Genomic DNA, 14,741 nt, shown 5'->3' on the forward strand with positions numbered 1-14,741 from the left:
CCGGTGCGCCGGACTTGCCTGTTGCGAGGCAGCGCCTTACCGTGGCTGTTTCGCCGCACAACTCAAGGACCCTCCATGAAACCGTTGATTGCCGCGCTGTTGCTTGCGTTGGTGGCCTCGCCCGCGCTGGCGGGCGGTGTCGTCGACACCACTTTTGCCAAGGCCCAGGGCTCGCACGCGTTCAACGTGCGCGATCTGGTGATGATGGATCGGGTCAGCGATCCGCAGTTGTCGCCGGATGGGCGCCATGCGGCATTCAGCGTGCGCAGCACGGATTACGCGGCGAACAAGGGTGTCAACGCGATCTACGTGCTGGACCTGGAGCGCAAGGGTGCGCAGCCGGTGAAGGTGGTGGACAAGGGTTCGTCGGCGCGCTGGTCGGCTGATGGGAAGAGCTTGTACTTCGTGGCGCCGGCGAAGGATGTGGCGCAGCTGTGGCGCGTCGATCTGGGTGCGAACCCTTCCAGCCATGCGGCGCCGGTGCAGGTCAGCCATGCGCCGTTGGATGTCGTCGATTACAAGCTGTCGCCCGATGGGAAGCAGGTGTTGCTCTCTTATGAGGTGTTCACCGATTGCGCCACGTTGGCCTGCACCGAGCAGCGCATCGAGGCGCGCGCGAAGGACAAGGCCAGCGGCACCTTGTACAACAAACTGTTCGTGCGGCATTGGGATACCTGGGCCGACGGCCGGCGCAACCAGTTGTTCGTTGGAACGTTCGGCGCCGATGGCCAGCTGCCGGCCGAACCGACCCTGCTGAGCCGCGACATCGATGGCGACGTGCCCAGCAAGCCGTTCGGCGACGCCAGCGAGTTCGCCTTCGCGCCGGACGGCAAGAGCGTGTATTTCGATGTGCGCATCGCCGGCACCACCGAGCCGTGGTCGACCAATTTCGATTTGTACCGCGTGCCGGTGGACGGCTCGACTGCGCCGGCCAACCTCACCGCCGACAACAAGGCCTGGGATGCGTACCCGGTGCCCTCGCCGGACGGCAAGACGCTTTATTACCTGGCGATGAAGACCCCCGGTTTCGAGGCCGATCGCTTCGCCATCATGGCGATGGACCTGGCCACCGGCGCCAGGCACGAAGTCGATCCGCGCTGGGATCGGTCGCCCGGCGGCCTGGCGATTTCCGCCGACGGCAAGACCTTGTACGCGACCGCCGACGACGAAGGCCAGCACCCGTTGTTCGCGATTGACCCGGCCAACGGCGAGGTGCGCAGCCTGTCCGGTGCCGGTGACGTGAACGCGTTTTCGCTGGCCGCCGGCAAGGTCCTGTTTGCGCGCGACGACCTGAAGCGGCCGGCCGACTTGTACCTGGCCAAGGCCGATGGGCGTGGCCTGAAGCAGGTCACGCATTTCAATGCCGAGGATCTGAAGAACGCCAGGGTCGGCGACTTCGAATTCTTCCAGTTCCCGGGCTGGAACAACGAAACCGTGCAGGGCTACGTGGTCAAGCCGGTCGACTACCAGAAGGGCAAGACCTACCCGGTTGCCTTCATCATCCACGGCGGCCCGCAGGGTGCGATGAGCAATGGCTGGAGCTATCGCTGGAACCCGCAGACCTATGCCGGCCAGGGCTTCGCCGTGGTCACGATCAACTTCCACGGCTCCACCGGCTACGGCCAGAAGTTCACCGATTCGATTTCGGGAGACTGGGGCGGCAAGCCGCTGGAGGATCTGAAACTGGGCTGGAAGGCCGCGCTGGACAAGTACAAGTTCCTTGACGGCGAGCGCGCCTGCGCGCTGGGCGCCAGCTACGGTGGCTACATGGTGTACTGGATCGCCGGCGTGTGGAACCAGCCATGGAAATGCCTGGTCGACCACGACGGCGTGTTCGATGCGCGGATGATGTACTACGCCACCGAGGAGCTGTGGTTCGAAGAGCGCGAGAACGGCGGCCCGCAGTACGAGGTGCCGCAGAACTACGAGAAGTTCAACCCGATCGACCACGTCAAGGACTGGCGCGTGCCGATGCTGGTGGTGCATTCGGGCAAGGATTTCCGCATCCCGATCACCCAGGGCCTGGGCGCCTTCACCGCGCTGCAGCGCCGCGGCATCCCCAGCGAACTTCTCACTTTCCCCGACGAGAATCATTGGGTGCTGAAGCCGCACAACAGTGTGCAGTGGCACGACACGGTGAATGCCTGGTTGAAGCAGTGGACGGCGAAGGACGCGGCGGCCAGTAAATGAAGAGTGAGTCTGGAACCGGGAGGCCCCTCTCCCGTCGGGAGAGGGGTTGGGGTGCGAGGCGAGTACGAGGCCCCACGCTCCGCCCGCACCCTCATCCGCCCTTCGGGCACCTTCTCCCGCAGGGAGAAGGGGGAGAATCTGTCACGTTGCGGCGATCTCAAGCAGCAGTTTGCGCACGGGGGCGGGCAGGCCGAGGGCGTCGAGGTCGCTGGCGCTGCACCAGCGCAGTTGTGCATCGTCGGCAATCTTGTGTCGTGCGGCGGCCCGGTCGAACAGCAACGGTTCGACGTTCAAGCGGTAGTGGCTGAACACGTGGGTGAACGGTGCGAGCGCCTGCGCATCGTCGATGCGCGCGTGCTGCTGGGCGATGCGCCAGGCGCCATCGGCATCGGCGGCTTCGGGCAGGCTCCACAAGCCTGACCAGACGCCTTGGGGGCCACGCCGCTCCAGCAGGATGCGCTGCCGAGCGTCGCGCAGTACCAGCATCACGGTGGCGCGGGTGGGAATGGATCTGCCCGCCTTGCGCGTGGGCAGTTCAGTGGTGAGGCCGTCGCGAAGCGCGATGCAGTCGCCAGCCAGCGGACAGGCATCGCAACGCGGGTTGCTGCGCACGCAGACGGTGGCGCCGAGATCCATGATGGCCTGGGTGTAATCGGCCACGCGGCGCACGGGTGTATGCGCCTCGGCATGCAACCACAGTTGCCTCTCGACCGCGCCGGTGCCGGGGTCGCCGTGGACGCCGTGGTAGCGCGTCAGCACCCGCTTGACGTTGCCGTCGAGGATGGGAAAGCGCAGCCCGTGCGCCTGCGCCAGGATCGCACCGGCCGTGGAGCGGCCGATGCCGGGCAGGGCGGCGAGGGCGGCGAAGTCGCGCGGCAGTTCGCTGTCGTGTTGCGCCACGCAGATCTGCGCGGCGCGATGCAGGAAGCGCGCGCGACGGTAGTAGCCGAGGCCCGACCACAGCGCGAGCACGGTGTCCTCGTCAGCGTTGGCCAGGTCGCGCAAGGTCGGCAGGGCGGCCACGAAGCGCTCGAAGTAGGCAAGCACGGTGGCGACCTGGGTCTGTTGCAGCATCACTTCGGACAGCCACACGCGGTAGGCGTCGCGCTGGCCCGGCGAAGTCTCCGACTGCCACGGCAGATCCTTGCGGCCGTGCCGGTCGAACCAGCGCAGCAGGCGTGCGGCCACGTCGGTATTCGCCATGGACCCTGATCTACTTCGCGGTCGCGGCGGCAGGCGTCGCGCTGCTGGATACGGTCGCCGGCACGTTGTCGCCGGCCCGCAGGGTCAGCCCTTCCACGTGCACGCCACCGGCGTCGATGCTGTCGAACTCGGCGTGTCCGCTGCCGGGCGGCACACCGAGTTGCGGTGCCTGCGGATCGCCCAGGCGACCCCACCAGCGCGCCAGTGCCAGCGGCGGCAAGCGCAGGTCGGCGTGGTTGCCGGGGCCGTCGAGTTTCAGCGCCAGCAGCAGCGGGTTGTCCTGGTTGGCGGGCGTGAGCGTCAGTGACAGGTCGTACTGGCCCGCGCCGGTGCGGTCGAGCTTGCCGGCCAGGCTGGCCGCGGCATCGGCTGCGCCGTGCCAGTGCGCGCGGCCGTTCAGCGCCAGCGTCACCGCATCTTCCTGCGCCAGGTGCAGGCTGATGTTGTCCAGTTGCAGGGCGTTGCCCTGGATGCGCGGCGTCGCCGACAGGTGCAGCTGCCACGGCTTGCCGGCGACGAAGGCGTTGATGCTGAGCGGAAACGGCTGCCCGGAAACGAGGCTGCCGGCCCTGATCGAGACGTTGTCCAGCAAGACTTCATTGCCGCGCACCACGCTGCCGTGGGTGATTTCCACGCCGGTGTCGATGCGCGGGATGTTGAGCGGCGCCTGCTGTGTCTGCGCCGGCAGCGCGGCCATCCATGCCTGCAGGGCATCGAGGTCGACGCGCGGCGAGTCGATCTCCAGTTGCGAGATCACGGCGGGCCCGCCGAACAGGGTGTGCCACGGCAGCACCAGCCGGCCGCGCGCGGCGAGCAGGATCGGTGCGCTGGCGCCTTGGGCGTTGAGCGTGATGCCACGCAGGTCCAGCGCCGGCCGCGGGAACAGGCTGGGGCTGGCGGGGCTGGCCAGGTTCAACTCCAGCCCGGCGGCGCGCGCCTGGCTCTGCAGCATGGCGGTGAAGCGGTCGGGCTGCAGCAGCAGGTAAACGGCGGCCACCACGACGAGCGTGGCCGCCACGACCACACCGCCGAGCACCGTTGCGATCAGGCGCAGTCGGCGCGACACCGGATCAGCCCCGCCAGCCGGCGTCAGCCATGGTCTCGAACCTGGCCGAGATTGGCGGGCAGCAGGCCGTCGACGAAGGCTTCGGCCTCGAACGCGCGCAGGTCGGTGGCGCTTTCGCCCAGGCCCACGAAACGGATCGGCAGGCCGAACTCGCGCGCCAGCGCAAACACCACGCCGCCCTTCGCGGTGCCGTCGAGCTTGGTCACCACCAGGCCGGTGACGCCCACGATCTGGCGGAACTGGCGCACCTGGTTGACCGCGTTCTGTCCGGTGGTGCCGTCGATCACCATCAGCACTTCATGCGGTGCGTCGGCGTCGAGTTTCTTCAGCACGCGGGCGATCTTGCCCAGTTCGTCCATCAGGCCACCCTGGGTGTGCAGCCGTCCGGCGGTGTCGGCGATCAGCACATCCATGTGGCGCGAACGCGCGGCCTGCAGGGCGTCGAAGATCACGCTGGCCGAATCGGCGTCCTGGCCCTGCGAGATCACCGGCACCGCGTTGCGCTCGCCCCAGGTCTTGAGCTGCTCGACCGCGGCGGCGCGGAAGGTGTCGCCGGCAGCCAGCATCACCGCGTGCTTTTCGTCGCGCCACCTGCGGGCCAGCTTGCCGATGGTGGTGGTCTTGCCGGCGCCGTTGATGCCGACGACCAGCACCACGAAGGGTTGTCTGCCGCGTACGTCCAGCGGCTGCTCGACCGGCTTGAGCAGCTCGATCAGCGCCTGGCGCAAGGCCGCCAGCAAGGCCGCGGCGTCGGCGAACTCGCGTTTGTGCATGCGCTTGCGCAGGCCATCGACCAGCGCGCTGCTGGCTTCGACGCCGACATCGGCGGTGATCAGCACGGTTTCCAGCTCGTCGAGCAGGTCGTCGTCGAGCTTCGGGTTGCGCACGAACAGCGAACCGAGGCTGCGCGAAAACACGCTGCCGGACAGGCGTTCGCGCCAACTGCGCTTCGGCGGCGCTTGGGCGGGTTCTTCCGCCGGCGCCACGAAGCGCTCGGTGTCGCGGCGGGTGTCCTCGGCCGAGGGCATTTCCGCCAGCGCCTCGCGCAGGCCCGATGCCACGGCTTCCGGCAGGCCCGCGTCGACCGCCGCATCCGGCGCGGCAGGCGGCACTTCCTTGCCGTGGGCATCCGTCTCGGCGGATTTTTTCTTCCAGAACTTGAGCATGGCCGGGGCGATTCAAAGACAATGGCCGGCATGCTAACACCCCGACCCGTACTCCCAGCTGAGGGCCCGCGCGCGTGAGTGGCGGGCGAAAACCGTCGCCTGGCCAGGTGCGCATCATCGGCGGCAACCTGCGCAATTCGCGCCTGCGGGTGCCGGAACTGCCCGGCTTGCGGCCGACCCCGGCGCGCGTGCGCGAGACCGTGTTCAATTGGCTGGCGCCGATGATCGCCGGTGCGCGCTGCCTGGACCTGTGCGCCGGCACCGGCGCGCTGGGCATCGAGGCGTATTCGCGCGGCGCAGCCAGCGTGCAGTTCGTCGAGCGCGACGCGCAGGCGGCGCAGGCGCTGCGCGCGAACCTGGCGCGGCTCAAGCTGATGTCCGCGGTGGTCACCACCGCGGAGGCGGCGACTTTCCTGCGCGGTCCGGCGCAGCCTTGCGATCTGGTCTTCCTCGACCCACCGTTCGCGCTCGACCTGTGGGCACCGTTGGCCGCGCAGTTGGAAGCGGGCGGCTGGCTGGCGGCGCAGGCGCTGATCTACGTCGAATCGCCCCGCGCCGGCGTCCCCGGGCTGCCGCCGAACTGGTCGTTGCATCGCGAGGGACAGGCCGGCGAGGTACGTTTTGCGCTCTATCGGCGTTCGCTTCCGTTAAGCTAAGGGTCACACCGTCGTCGGCGACTGCATGCCTTCCGTGAGAAAAAATCTGGGGAATCCCCGCCTGGCCATCTATCCGGGCACCTTCGACCCGATCACCAACGGCCACGCCGATCTGGTGACGCGCGCCGCGTCGCTGTTTGACCGGGTGATCGTGGCAGTGGCGGACAGTTCCACCAAGGGGCCGCACTTCAGCATCGGCGAGCGGGTGGCGCTGGCGCGGCTGGCGCTGGCCGACCTGCCCAACGTGGAGGTGCGCGGCTTCGATTGCCTGCTGGCGACCTTCATCGGGCAGGTGGGTGCCGGGGTGATCATCCGCGGGCTGCGGGCGGTGTCGGATTTCGAGTACGAATTCCAGCTGGCCAGCATGAATCGGCATCTGATCCCGCAGGCGGAGACCTTGTTCCTGACGCCGGCCGAAGAATACAGTTTCATCTCCTCGTCACTGGTGCGCGAAATCGGCCGCCTCGGCGGGGACATCTCCGGCTTCGTGCATCCGGCCGTGCAACAGGCGATGCGCCAGCGCTGGCAGAAGTCGCTTCATCCATCCAACCAGCAACCCGAAGCAGAAGGTGATGACCATGCGTAAATTCGTTCTCATTGCGGTTGTCGCGCTGAGCGCTTGCCTGGGCCTGAGTGCCTGCAACAAGCAGGGCGACGACCAGCAGGCCCAGGAACAGGTGCAGAAGGCGCCCAAGCCCACCGACGTCAATGACGCCAAGGGCTGGAATGCCTATCTCGGCCAGTTGGTGCAGGCCAACCTGCAGGGCATGAAGGCGCCGCAGCCGTATGCCTACATGGTCACCCCCGGCCTGACCGAGGACCAGCAGGCGCAGAACGCGCGGCAGTTGCAGGGCGTGCAGGACACCGTCGCCCGCGGCGTGCTGCCGGGCAACCTGCTTGCCTTCGGCGGCCCCAGTTCCGCGGCGACCTCCGAGTTCGTGATCGACGCGTTCAAGAACGCCAACCCCGGCTCGTTCAAGGACGTGATCGTGGTGTTCATCGGCGACAAGGCCGACGAGCAGAAAGTGACCGACGCGCTGAAGCCCACCGGGGCGACATTCCGTTTCGTCGAAATGTGATGAGGCGGGAGTGAGAAATGAGAGAGAGCATGGCGAGGTCCTGCCTTCTCTCGTTTCGCACTCCTCTTCACTCACTCCTGGCTTGCCCTCATGTCGCTCAAGATCCTCGACTCCTGCGTCAATTGCGACGTTTGCGTACCGGCGTGCCCCAATCAGGCAATTTCGCTGGGCGAGGAGTACTACGTGATCGACCCGGCGTTGTGCACCGAGTGCGTGGGCCATCACGACGAGCCGCAGTGCGTGGAGGTGTGCCCGGTGGAGTGCATCATCGGCGACCCCGACCATGTCGAATCTCCGGCCCAGCTTGAGTTGAAGTATCGACACCTGATGAGCAAGGAGTCCGTGGCATGAGCATCTCCTTCGATTGGCGCGCGCTGGCGCTGGGTCTGTTGCTGAGCGGTACCGCCGGCCTTGCGCCGGCGGCTTCGGCGAAGCAGGCGCCGCCGGCCGCGCCCGCCGCGCAGCGGCCGGGCCATGCGGCGATCGCCAGCGCGAATTTCCTGGCCACGCGCGCCGGCCTGGAGGTGTTGCGCAAGGGCGGCAACGCGTTCGATGCGGCGGTGGCGGTGGCTTCCACGTTGTCGGTGGTGGAACCGGAGAGCTCGGGCATCGGCGGCGGTTTCATGGCCGTGCTGCACCGCGCCAGCGATGGCCGCAACGTGTTCATCGACGCCCGCGAGACGGCGCCGGCGGCAGTCGATCCGAAGGATTACCTGAAACCCGACGGCAGCCCCAACCGCGATACCGCATTGACCGGCCCGCTGTCCGCCGGCATCCCCGGCGAGCCGGCCGGGCTGGCGCTGCTCGCGAAGGATTACGGGCGGTTGTCGCTGCAGCAGTCGCTGGCGCCGGCGATCCGCATCGCGCGCGACGGCTTCGTTCCCGATCCGCGCCTGCATGGCGCGATCGTCTCCGAGCAGAAATTGCTCGCGCGCTGGCCCGCCTCGGCCGCGAAGTACCTGGTGAACGGGCAGCCGCCGGCCGAGGGCGCCACCTGGCACGATCCGGACCAGGCCCGCACGCTGGAGGCGCTCGCGCGCCATGGCCACGATGGTTTCTATCGTGGCGAGACCGCGCGCAAGCTGGTCGACGCGGTGCGTGCGGCCGGCGGCAACTGGACGCTGGCCGACCTGGCCGCGTACCAGGCGAAAGAGCGCACGCCGATCAGCGTCGACTACCGCGGCTACCAGGTCATCACTGCGCCGCCGCCGTCTTCCGGCGGCGTGGCGATCGCCGAGATCCTCAACATCCTGTCCGGCTACGACCTGACGAAGATGGATGCCGCCACGCGCGTACATTACGTCGTCGAGGCGATGCGGCGGGCGTTCCGCGACCACAACGATTACCTGGGCGACCCGGATTTCGTGAAGATGCCGCTGGACATGCTGCTGTCGCCGTACTACGCCGACGGCCTGCGCCAGAGCATCCTGCCCGACCGCGCGACGCCCTCCTCGATGCTGCCGCGCGCCGAGCCGGCCGATGCGGGCATGCACACCACGCATTTCTCCATCATCGACGCCGACGGCAACATGGCCGCGGTGACGCTCACCGTCAACACCACGTTGGGCTCTAAGTTCGTCGCCGCCGGCACCGGGGTGCTGCTCAACAACGAGATGGACGACTTCGCGCTGGTGCCGAACAAGCCGAACGTCTACGGTCTGCTCGGGAGCAAGGCAAATGCGCCGGTGGGCGGCAAGCGCATGCTGTCGTCGATGTCGCCCAGCATCGTGATCGGGCCGGAGCGCACCATGGTGATCGGCTCGCCCGGCGGCTCCACCATCATCACCCAGGTGCTCGAAGGCATCCTGCATTTCATCGACGGGCAGGGCGCGCAGCAGATCGTGGCGCACAAGCGCTTCCACCATCAGTACCTGCCCGACGTGGTCATGACCGAGCCGCAGGCATTCGATGCGGGCACCGAGGCGGCCTTGACGAAAATGGGCTACGTCCTGAAACAGCGCGAGCCGTGGGGGTTCATGAACGTGGTCACCTGGGATCGCAAGACCAACCAGCTCGACGCTGCCAGCGACCCGCGCCGACCGTCGGGCCTGGGCCAAGTGCAGTAGGCGCCGGCATGGAGCATTCCGCCTTGCATCCCGCCTGCCCGTCGCCGCCGGTGCGGTGCGCCTGATGGAGCTGGGCAAGGGCATGTCCTGGCGCCTGCTGGCATTGAACGTCATCGGCGCCCTGCTGGTGATCGCCGGCATCGGCCTGGAGGCGCTCAACGCCAGCAGCCTGATCGATTTCCGCCAGGCGTCCGTCCGGCACGGCGGCGAGGCGATCGAACTGGGCGCGGATGCGCTGCCGCAACCCGGCCAGCACGGCTACATGGCACGCCTGGCCGGGACGCCACGCGTGGTCGAGGCGCCGCACGACCCGGAGTTCAACCAGACCGCCAATACACCCGTGCTGGTGCGGCATGTCGAGATGTTCCAGTGGCGGGAGATCAGCATCGGCGGCAGCGTCCACTACGAACTGGACTGGGTCGACCAGCCGGTGGATTCCAGTCGGTTCCGCTACGTTCGCGGGCACGTCAATCCCGGTCGTTTCCCGATCGAAAGCAAGCAGTTCGACGCCGGACTGGTGCAGATGGGCGGCTTCAGGCTCGGCCGCGTGCTGGTGCACGCCTTGCCCGGTTCGGAACTGATCGAACCCGACCCGGCGGCGCTGCCGCAGAACCTTGCCGTCACCTTCAGCCGTTATCAGGATTACCTGGTGACCAGCGCCCATCCTGGCGATCCGCGCCTGGGCGACCTGCGGGTGAGCTGGAGCGCCGTCCCGCTGCAGCAGGTCACCATCGTGGCACGCCTGGATGGCGCCCGGCTGGAAGCGGCCGCCGATGCTCCCGATGGCAAGGGCTACCAGGTGCAGGTCGGTGACGTGCCCTTGCTGGCGCTGTTTCCCGACCTGCCGGTGCCGCCGCAGTACGTGATGCTGTGGCGGGTTCTCTCCGTGCTGCTGGCGGCGCTGGGCGCACTGGCGCTGCTCGCGGCCCAGGGGCGCCGCCGTGACCCGCTGCTGGCGCTGGGCCTGGGTTCGATCGGCGTGGGCGCCGTCGCCAGCGTGTTGTGGCTGGGGGGCGAGAACGCCCACGTGCTGGGCGGCTGGGTGGTGGTGACCCTGGTCGGCGTGGCGCTGTCGGTCTGGTGTCTGCGCCGGCAAGATCACTGACTTGGACCCGTTCACCCTGGGCGCAGGCCGAAGGCCGCACGCGGAGAATGGCCATGGACAGCCACAGTCCTGAGGAGCGAGGAAGTCGAAGGGCACGCCAGCGACGGGCTTCCCGATAGGCGCCGCTTCGACTCCGCCCGCTGCGCGGGCTACGCTCAGCGCGAGCGGTCGGACATCGCGGACTGCTTTTCCGCACCGTCGTGCTCGATGAACCACAGTCCCGCGAACAGCTTCGGGTCGATCGAGTAGCCCTCGGCCGCGCGCGCGAACAGCCAGCCGCCGGCCTCGCGCCGCGGCACCTCGTGCACCACGATGTTCTCCGTCTCGTCGCCGCCACCGGGGCCGACCTTCTGCAGGTCGCGCGCGCGCACGAAGGCGATCATCTCGGTGCTCATGCCTGACGACGACGGGCCGCGGTGGATGAACTCCACGCTGGCGCAGCGGTAACCGGTTTCCTCTTCCAGCTCACGTTGCGCCGCCGCCAGCGCGCTTTCGTCGGCCTGGTCGGCCAGGTCGCCGACCAGGCCGGCCGGCATCTCGATCGTGTTCTGCAGGATCGACACGCGGTACTGTTCGACGAACAGCACGCAGTCTTCCGGAGTCACCGCCACGATGATCACCGCGCCCGCCGGATTGTTGCGCTCGGCATACTCCCAGCGGCCGCGCTTGCGCAGGCTCAGCCAGCGGCCTTCGCACAGGGTTTCCACCGGCGCGCTGGCGTCGGCGGGGATGGGGTGCGCGGTGTCGTTCATCGGTGCTCGCAGGTCCGGGCTGAAACACCCATGGTGGCCCGTCGCGTGCGGCGCGACAAGCGACCGCGTCAGACGATGATGGCTCAGTTTGAAGTCCGTTCGCGTTGAGCGTAGGCCCGCAGGGCCGAAGTCGAAACGCCTCGCCTCGCGGCACTTCGACTTCGCTCGCCTTCGGCAAGCTACGCTCAGTGCGAACGGGCAGAGAAGTTCGGCTTGGACACAACCCTTCAGACCGACAGCGCGCGCAAGCGACTGCGGGTAAGCGGGCCGAAGCGCAACTGCTCGCACAATGCATCGAGCTGATCGACCGGGCGAGGCCGGCGCTGCAGGGTTTCGACTTCGCCGGCGCCGGGAGCGTCCAGCGCGATCCGCGTCAATCGGCGGCACATCCGCGCCTGCTCGGCATGCTGGCGCAGCCGTGCCGCGCAACTGGCCGCGCCGCGCAGGCGCAGGAAGGCGACTTCGTCGATGCGTTCGAGCAGGGCATCCAGGCTGCCGAAATGGGCGAGCAGGGCCGCGGCGGTCTTGGCGCCGATGCCGGGCACGCCGGGGATGTTGTCCACCGCGTCGCCGCACAGCGCGAGATAGTCGGCGACCTGGTGCGGATGCACGCCGAGCTTGTCGTGGACGCCGGCCGGCCCCCAGCGCAGGTTGCGGGCGTAATCCCACTGCTCGTCGTGCTCGCCCAGCAGTTGGCCGAAATCCTTGTCCGCCGACACGATCACGCTGCGCCAGCCCAGCGCGCGCAGGTTCCACACGGTGCTGCCGATCAGGTCGTCGGCCTCGTACTCGTGGTCGATCATCAGGTGCACGCCGAGCGCTTCGGTGAGCGCCCGGCACTGCACGAACTGCCGTTCCAGGTCCGGCGGCGGCAGCTCGCGGTTGGCCTTGTAGGCCGGGTAGATCGTGTTGCGGAACGAGCTGGTCAGCGAGGCGTCGAACGCCACCGCGACATGCTCCGGTCGCGCCCGCTCCAGCAGCTCGCACAGGAAGCGCGCATAGCCGTGCACGGCGTTTACCGGATGACCGTCGACGTCGTGGAACTCGTCCGGCATCGAGTGCCAGGCGCGGAACACGTACAGGCTGCCGTCGACGAGATGGGCAGTGGGAAGATGGACGTCCGGACGTCCGTCTGGCGAGCTGGTCATGGCGTCCATGTGGTGAGCAGGTCGGCCAGCGCCGGTCGGTCGCGGTCGGGAACCTCGACCTGCGGCGTGCCCAGGTGGACGAAGCCGACCACGTGCTCGTCGGCGTCCAGGCCCAGCAGTGCGGCGACTTCGCGGTCGTAGGCGGCCCAGCCGGTCAGCCATTGCGCGCCGTAGCCAAGCGCGAAGGCACCGAGCAGGATGTTGTAGGCCACGTTGCCGGCGCACAGCTTCTGCTCGATTTCCGGCACCTTGCTGTCGGGGTCGATGCGCGCGACCACGGCCACCACCAGCGGCGCGAACGTGTAGCGGTGGCGCTCCTTCTCCAGCTTGGCGCCGATCATCGCCGGGTTGTTGCGGATACCGATCGCGGTCACCTGTTCGCCGAACGCCAGCTTGGCCTCGTCGCGCAGCAGGATCAGCCGGAACGGCACCAGCTTGCCGTGATCGGGCACGCGGATGGCCGCTTCGAGCAGGGTGTGCAGCGTGGCGTCATCCGGCGCCGGCTCGCCGAGCTGGCGTGCGGGCACGGAGTGGCGTTGCTGCAGCAGGGAGAGCGGGTTGGCCATGGATCGGTTCGACGAAGTAGGGACGCCCCATGCTAGCGGGCGGGTCGCCGGCGTGCGAACTCCCGGCGCCGCTCAGTTCGCCTGCGGCAGCTTGAACGAGCCGGGCAGCAGCGCGGCCACGCTGGTTTCGCGGGTGGCGCCGGTGAGGTTGGCCAGCAGCACCGGGGTAGCCTCGTCACACAATTCGGCCATCACCTGGCGGCAGGCGCCGCAGGGCGTGACCGCCTCCGGGGTATCGGCGACCACCGCAATGGCAGCGAAATCGCCGGGTCGGCAACCGGCGGCGACCGCACTGAACAGGGCCGTGCGTTCGGCGCAGTTGCACAGGCCGTAGGCGGCGTTCTCCACGTTGCACCCGCCGAACGTGCGGCCGTCACGGGTCAGTACCGCGGCACCCACGTGGAAGCGGGAATACGGCGCGTAGGCGTGTTCGCGCGCGGCGCGCGCCAGCGTGAGCAGGTCATCCAGGGCGGGGGGGCTTGCGGGCATCGTGATCTCCGGCGATGACCCCGGCGCTGCGTGCAGCGCGATCCGGCGGGCCAGCTTACTCTCGTGCGCGCGCCCGGATCAAAGCCAACTGCCGCTAAGATGGCAGGAACATTCCACGGGGATCGCACCATGCCTGTCACCATTGCCGCCTTGCGAGAGACTGCCGCCGGTGAGCGGCGCGTGGCGATCACCCCGGAGATGGCCAAGAAGCTGCGCGGCAAGGGGCTGCGCGTGCTGCTGGAGCACGACGCCGGGCGCGCAGCCGGCTTTCCCGACCAGGCCTATGCCGACGCCGAGTTTGCCGATGCCAGCGACGTGCTGGCGCAGGCCGACGTGCTGGCGTGCGTGTTGCCGCCCGAGGACGCGGTGTTCTCCAGCCTGCGCGAGGGCAGCGTGGTCGTCGGCCAGTTGCGTCCGTACGGCGCCGCCGAGCGCATCGCCGCGCTGGCCGCGCGCAAGCTGACCGCGTTCTCGCTGGAGCTGCTGCCGCGCACCACGCGTGCGCAGGCGATGGACGTGCTCAGTTCGCAGGCGGCGGTGGCCGGTTATCGGGCCATGCTGATCGCGGCCGAGGCGTCGCCGAAGTTCTTTCCGATGCTGACCACCGCGGCTGGCACGATCCGGCCGTCGAAGGTGCTGGTGATCGGCGCCGGCGTGGCTGGGCTGCAGGCGATCGCCACCGCGCGCCGGCTCGGCGCGCAGATCGAGGGTTACGACGTGCGCCCGGAAACGCGCGAGCAGGTGGAATCGTTGGGCGCGAAGTTCCTCGACCTGGGTGTCAGTGCCGCCGGCAGTGGCGGCTATGCACGCGAGCTGTCGGCGGAGGAACGCGCCGCGCAGCAGCAGGCGCTGGCGAATCACCTGAAGTCGTTCGACGTGGTGGTGAGCACCGCGGCGGTGCCGGGTCGGCCGGCACCGAAGATCCTCACCACCGCGATGGTCGAGGGCATGAAGCCCGGCGCCCTGATCGTCGACCTCGCCGCCGAGGGCGGCGGCAACTGCGAGCTGACCCGGCCCGGCGAGCACGTCGAGCATGGCGGCGTGACGATCATCGGGCCGCTGAACCTGCCGGCCGGCGCGCCGCTGCATGCCTCGGAGATGTACGCGCGCAACGTGTACAACTTCGTCGAGCTGCTGCTGCACGACGGCGCGCTGAAACCGGATTTCGACGACGAGCTGCTCGCCAGGAGCTGCTTGGCGCACGCCGGGGAGACCCGCTTCCAGGGCTGATGGCCGCGGTCATCCGCGGCCCGGC

Annotated in this window: 15 protein-coding genes; 8 read left to right on the forward strand and 7 right to left on the reverse strand. The window is 68.6% G+C overall.

All coding sequences use genetic code 11. The features are described from left to right. Nucleotides 1-75 precede the first annotated feature (75 nt). On the forward strand, nt 76-2,190 hold the full coding sequence (locus ACFCQI_RS12455; protein WP_395117142.1) for a prolyl oligopeptidase family serine peptidase: 2,115 nt from the start codon (nt 76-78) through the stop codon (nt 2,188-2,190). 141 nt (nt 2,191-2,331) lie between these two features. Here ACFCQI_RS12455 and mutY read toward each other — a convergent pair whose 3' ends face one another. The 3 genes from mutY to ftsY are packed head-to-tail and all read right to left on the reverse strand — an operon-like array spanning nt 2,332 to nt 5,625. After that, complete coding sequence (mutY, locus tag ACFCQI_RS12460) at nt 2,332-3,393, reverse strand: A/G-specific adenine glycosylase (protein WP_395117144.1); 1,062 nt, start codon at nt 3,391-3,393, stop codon at nt 2,332-2,334. Nucleotides 3,394-3,403: 10 nt separating this feature from the next. After that, nucleotides 3,404-4,459 carry an AsmA family protein gene (locus ACFCQI_RS12465; protein WP_395117146.1) on the reverse strand — a complete coding sequence of 352 codons (1,056 nt, stop codon included), beginning with the start codon at nt 4,457-4,459 and terminating at the stop codon, nt 3,404-3,406. A gap of 23 nt (nt 4,460-4,482) precedes the next feature. Beyond that, nucleotides 4,483-5,625, reverse strand: a complete 1,143-nt coding sequence (ftsY, locus tag ACFCQI_RS12470; protein WP_395117148.1) for a signal recognition particle-docking protein FtsY — start codon at nt 5,623-5,625, stop codon at nt 4,483-4,485. Nucleotides 5,626-5,699: 74 nt separating this feature from the next. Between ftsY and rsmD the strand changes: the two genes are divergently transcribed. From rsmD to ACFCQI_RS12500, 6 genes are all read left to right on the forward strand, one after another. Further along, nucleotides 5,700-6,281: a 16S rRNA (guanine(966)-N(2))-methyltransferase RsmD gene (gene rsmD, locus ACFCQI_RS12475; protein ID WP_395117150.1), complete on the forward strand. Its 582-nt coding sequence runs from the start codon at nt 5,700-5,702 to the stop codon at nt 6,279-6,281. A gap of 25 nt (nt 6,282-6,306) precedes the next feature. Then, a complete protein-coding gene (gene coaD, locus ACFCQI_RS12480) occupies nt 6,307-6,867 on the forward strand; it encodes a pantetheine-phosphate adenylyltransferase (protein ID WP_395117152.1) in 561 nt (186 codons plus the stop codon). Next, entirely contained in the window at nt 6,860-7,360 is a 501-nt protein-coding gene (locus tag ACFCQI_RS12485; protein WP_395117154.1) for a hypothetical protein, read from the forward strand. Before coaD ends, ACFCQI_RS12485 begins: the two co-directional genes overlap by 8 nt. Before the next feature lie 90 nt (nt 7,361-7,450). Next, nucleotides 7,451-7,711 (forward strand): YfhL family 4Fe-4S dicluster ferredoxin, encoded by a 261-nt coding sequence (locus ACFCQI_RS12490; protein WP_395117156.1) that lies wholly within the window; start codon nt 7,451-7,453, stop codon nt 7,709-7,711. Then, entirely contained in the window at nt 7,708-9,426 is a 1,719-nt protein-coding gene (ggt, locus tag ACFCQI_RS12495; RefSeq protein ID WP_395117158.1) for a gamma-glutamyltransferase, read from the forward strand. The genes ACFCQI_RS12490 and ggt overlap by 4 nt, the downstream gene beginning before the upstream one ends. Before the next feature lie 64 nt (nt 9,427-9,490). Next, the gene (locus ACFCQI_RS12500; RefSeq protein ID WP_395117160.1) at nt 9,491-10,531 is read left to right on the forward strand and encodes a TMEM43 family protein; all 1,041 of its coding nucleotides are present in this window, start codon (nt 9,491-9,493) and stop codon (nt 10,529-10,531) included. A 155-nt stretch (nt 10,532-10,686) separates the two neighbouring features. Here the strand turns inward: ACFCQI_RS12500 and ACFCQI_RS12505 are convergent, their stop codons facing one another. From ACFCQI_RS12505 to cdd, 4 genes are all read right to left on the reverse strand, one after another. After that, a complete protein-coding gene (locus tag ACFCQI_RS12505) occupies nt 10,687-11,283 on the reverse strand; it encodes an NUDIX hydrolase (protein WP_395117162.1) in 597 nt (198 codons plus the stop codon). Nucleotides 11,284-11,510: 227 nt separating this feature from the next. Next, a complete protein-coding gene (locus ACFCQI_RS12510; RefSeq protein WP_395117165.1) occupies nt 11,511-12,440 on the reverse strand; it encodes a 5'-3' exonuclease H3TH domain-containing protein in 930 nt (309 codons plus the stop codon). After that, nucleotides 12,428-12,997 (reverse strand): nitroreductase, encoded by a 570-nt coding sequence (locus tag ACFCQI_RS12515; protein ID WP_395117167.1) that lies wholly within the window; start codon nt 12,995-12,997, stop codon nt 12,428-12,430. Before ACFCQI_RS12515 ends, ACFCQI_RS12510 begins: the two co-directional genes overlap by 13 nt. Nucleotides 12,998-13,069: 72 nt before the next feature. Beyond that, the gene (gene cdd / locus ACFCQI_RS12520) at nt 13,070-13,486 is read right to left on the reverse strand and encodes a cytidine deaminase (protein ID WP_395117168.1); all 417 of its coding nucleotides are present in this window, start codon (nt 13,484-13,486) and stop codon (nt 13,070-13,072) included. Between the two features lie 129 nt (nt 13,487-13,615). On the opposite strand from cdd, the gene ACFCQI_RS12525 reads away from it, so the two are divergent. Continuing rightward, on the forward strand, nt 13,616-14,716 hold the full coding sequence (locus tag ACFCQI_RS12525) for an NAD(P) transhydrogenase subunit alpha (protein WP_395117170.1): 1,101 nt from the start codon (nt 13,616-13,618) through the stop codon (nt 14,714-14,716). Nucleotides 14,717-14,741 lie beyond the last annotated feature (25 nt).

The sequence above is a fragment of the Rhodanobacter sp. FW102-FHT14D06 genome (assembly GCF_043950705.1).
Lineage (GTDB): Bacteria > Pseudomonadota > Gammaproteobacteria > Xanthomonadales > Rhodanobacteraceae > Rhodanobacter.

Coding starts and splice junctions, on each gene's coding strand:
- coaD (WP_395117152.1), top strand. CDS start 6,307: ATGCCTTCCGTGAGAAAAAATCTGGGGAATCCCCGCCTGGCCATCTAT.
- ACFCQI_RS12515 (WP_395117167.1), bottom strand. CDS start 12,997: ATGGCCAACCCGCTCTCCCTGCTGCAGCAACGCCACTCCGTGCCCGCA.
- ACFCQI_RS12510 (WP_395117165.1), bottom strand. CDS start 12,440: ATGGACGCCATGACCAGCTCGCCAGACGGACGTCCGGACGTCCATCTT.
- ACFCQI_RS12500 (WP_395117160.1), top strand. CDS start 9,491: ATGGAGCTGGGCAAGGGCATGTCCTGGCGCCTGCTGGCATTGAACGTC.
- ACFCQI_RS12505 (WP_395117162.1), bottom strand. CDS start 11,283: ATGAACGACACCGCGCACCCCATCCCCGCCGACGCCAGCGCGCCGGTG.
- ftsY (WP_395117148.1), bottom strand. CDS start 5,625: ATGCTCAAGTTCTGGAAGAAAAAATCCGCCGAGACGGATGCCCACGGC.
- mutY (WP_395117144.1), bottom strand. CDS start 3,393: ATGGCGAATACCGACGTGGCCGCACGCCTGCTGCGCTGGTTCGACCGG.
- ACFCQI_RS12455 (WP_395117142.1), top strand. CDS start 76: ATGAAACCGTTGATTGCCGCGCTGTTGCTTGCGTTGGTGGCCTCGCCC.
- cdd (WP_395117168.1), bottom strand. CDS start 13,486: ATGCCCGCAAGCCCCCCCGCCCTGGATGACCTGCTCACGCTGGCGCGC.
- ACFCQI_RS12490 (WP_395117156.1), top strand. CDS start 7,451: ATGTCGCTCAAGATCCTCGACTCCTGCGTCAATTGCGACGTTTGCGTA.
- ggt (WP_395117158.1), top strand. CDS start 7,708: ATGAGCATCTCCTTCGATTGGCGCGCGCTGGCGCTGGGTCTGTTGCTG.
- ACFCQI_RS12525 (WP_395117170.1), top strand. CDS start 13,616: ATGCCTGTCACCATTGCCGCCTTGCGAGAGACTGCCGCCGGTGAGCGG.
- ACFCQI_RS12485 (WP_395117154.1), top strand. CDS start 6,860: ATGCGTAAATTCGTTCTCATTGCGGTTGTCGCGCTGAGCGCTTGCCTG.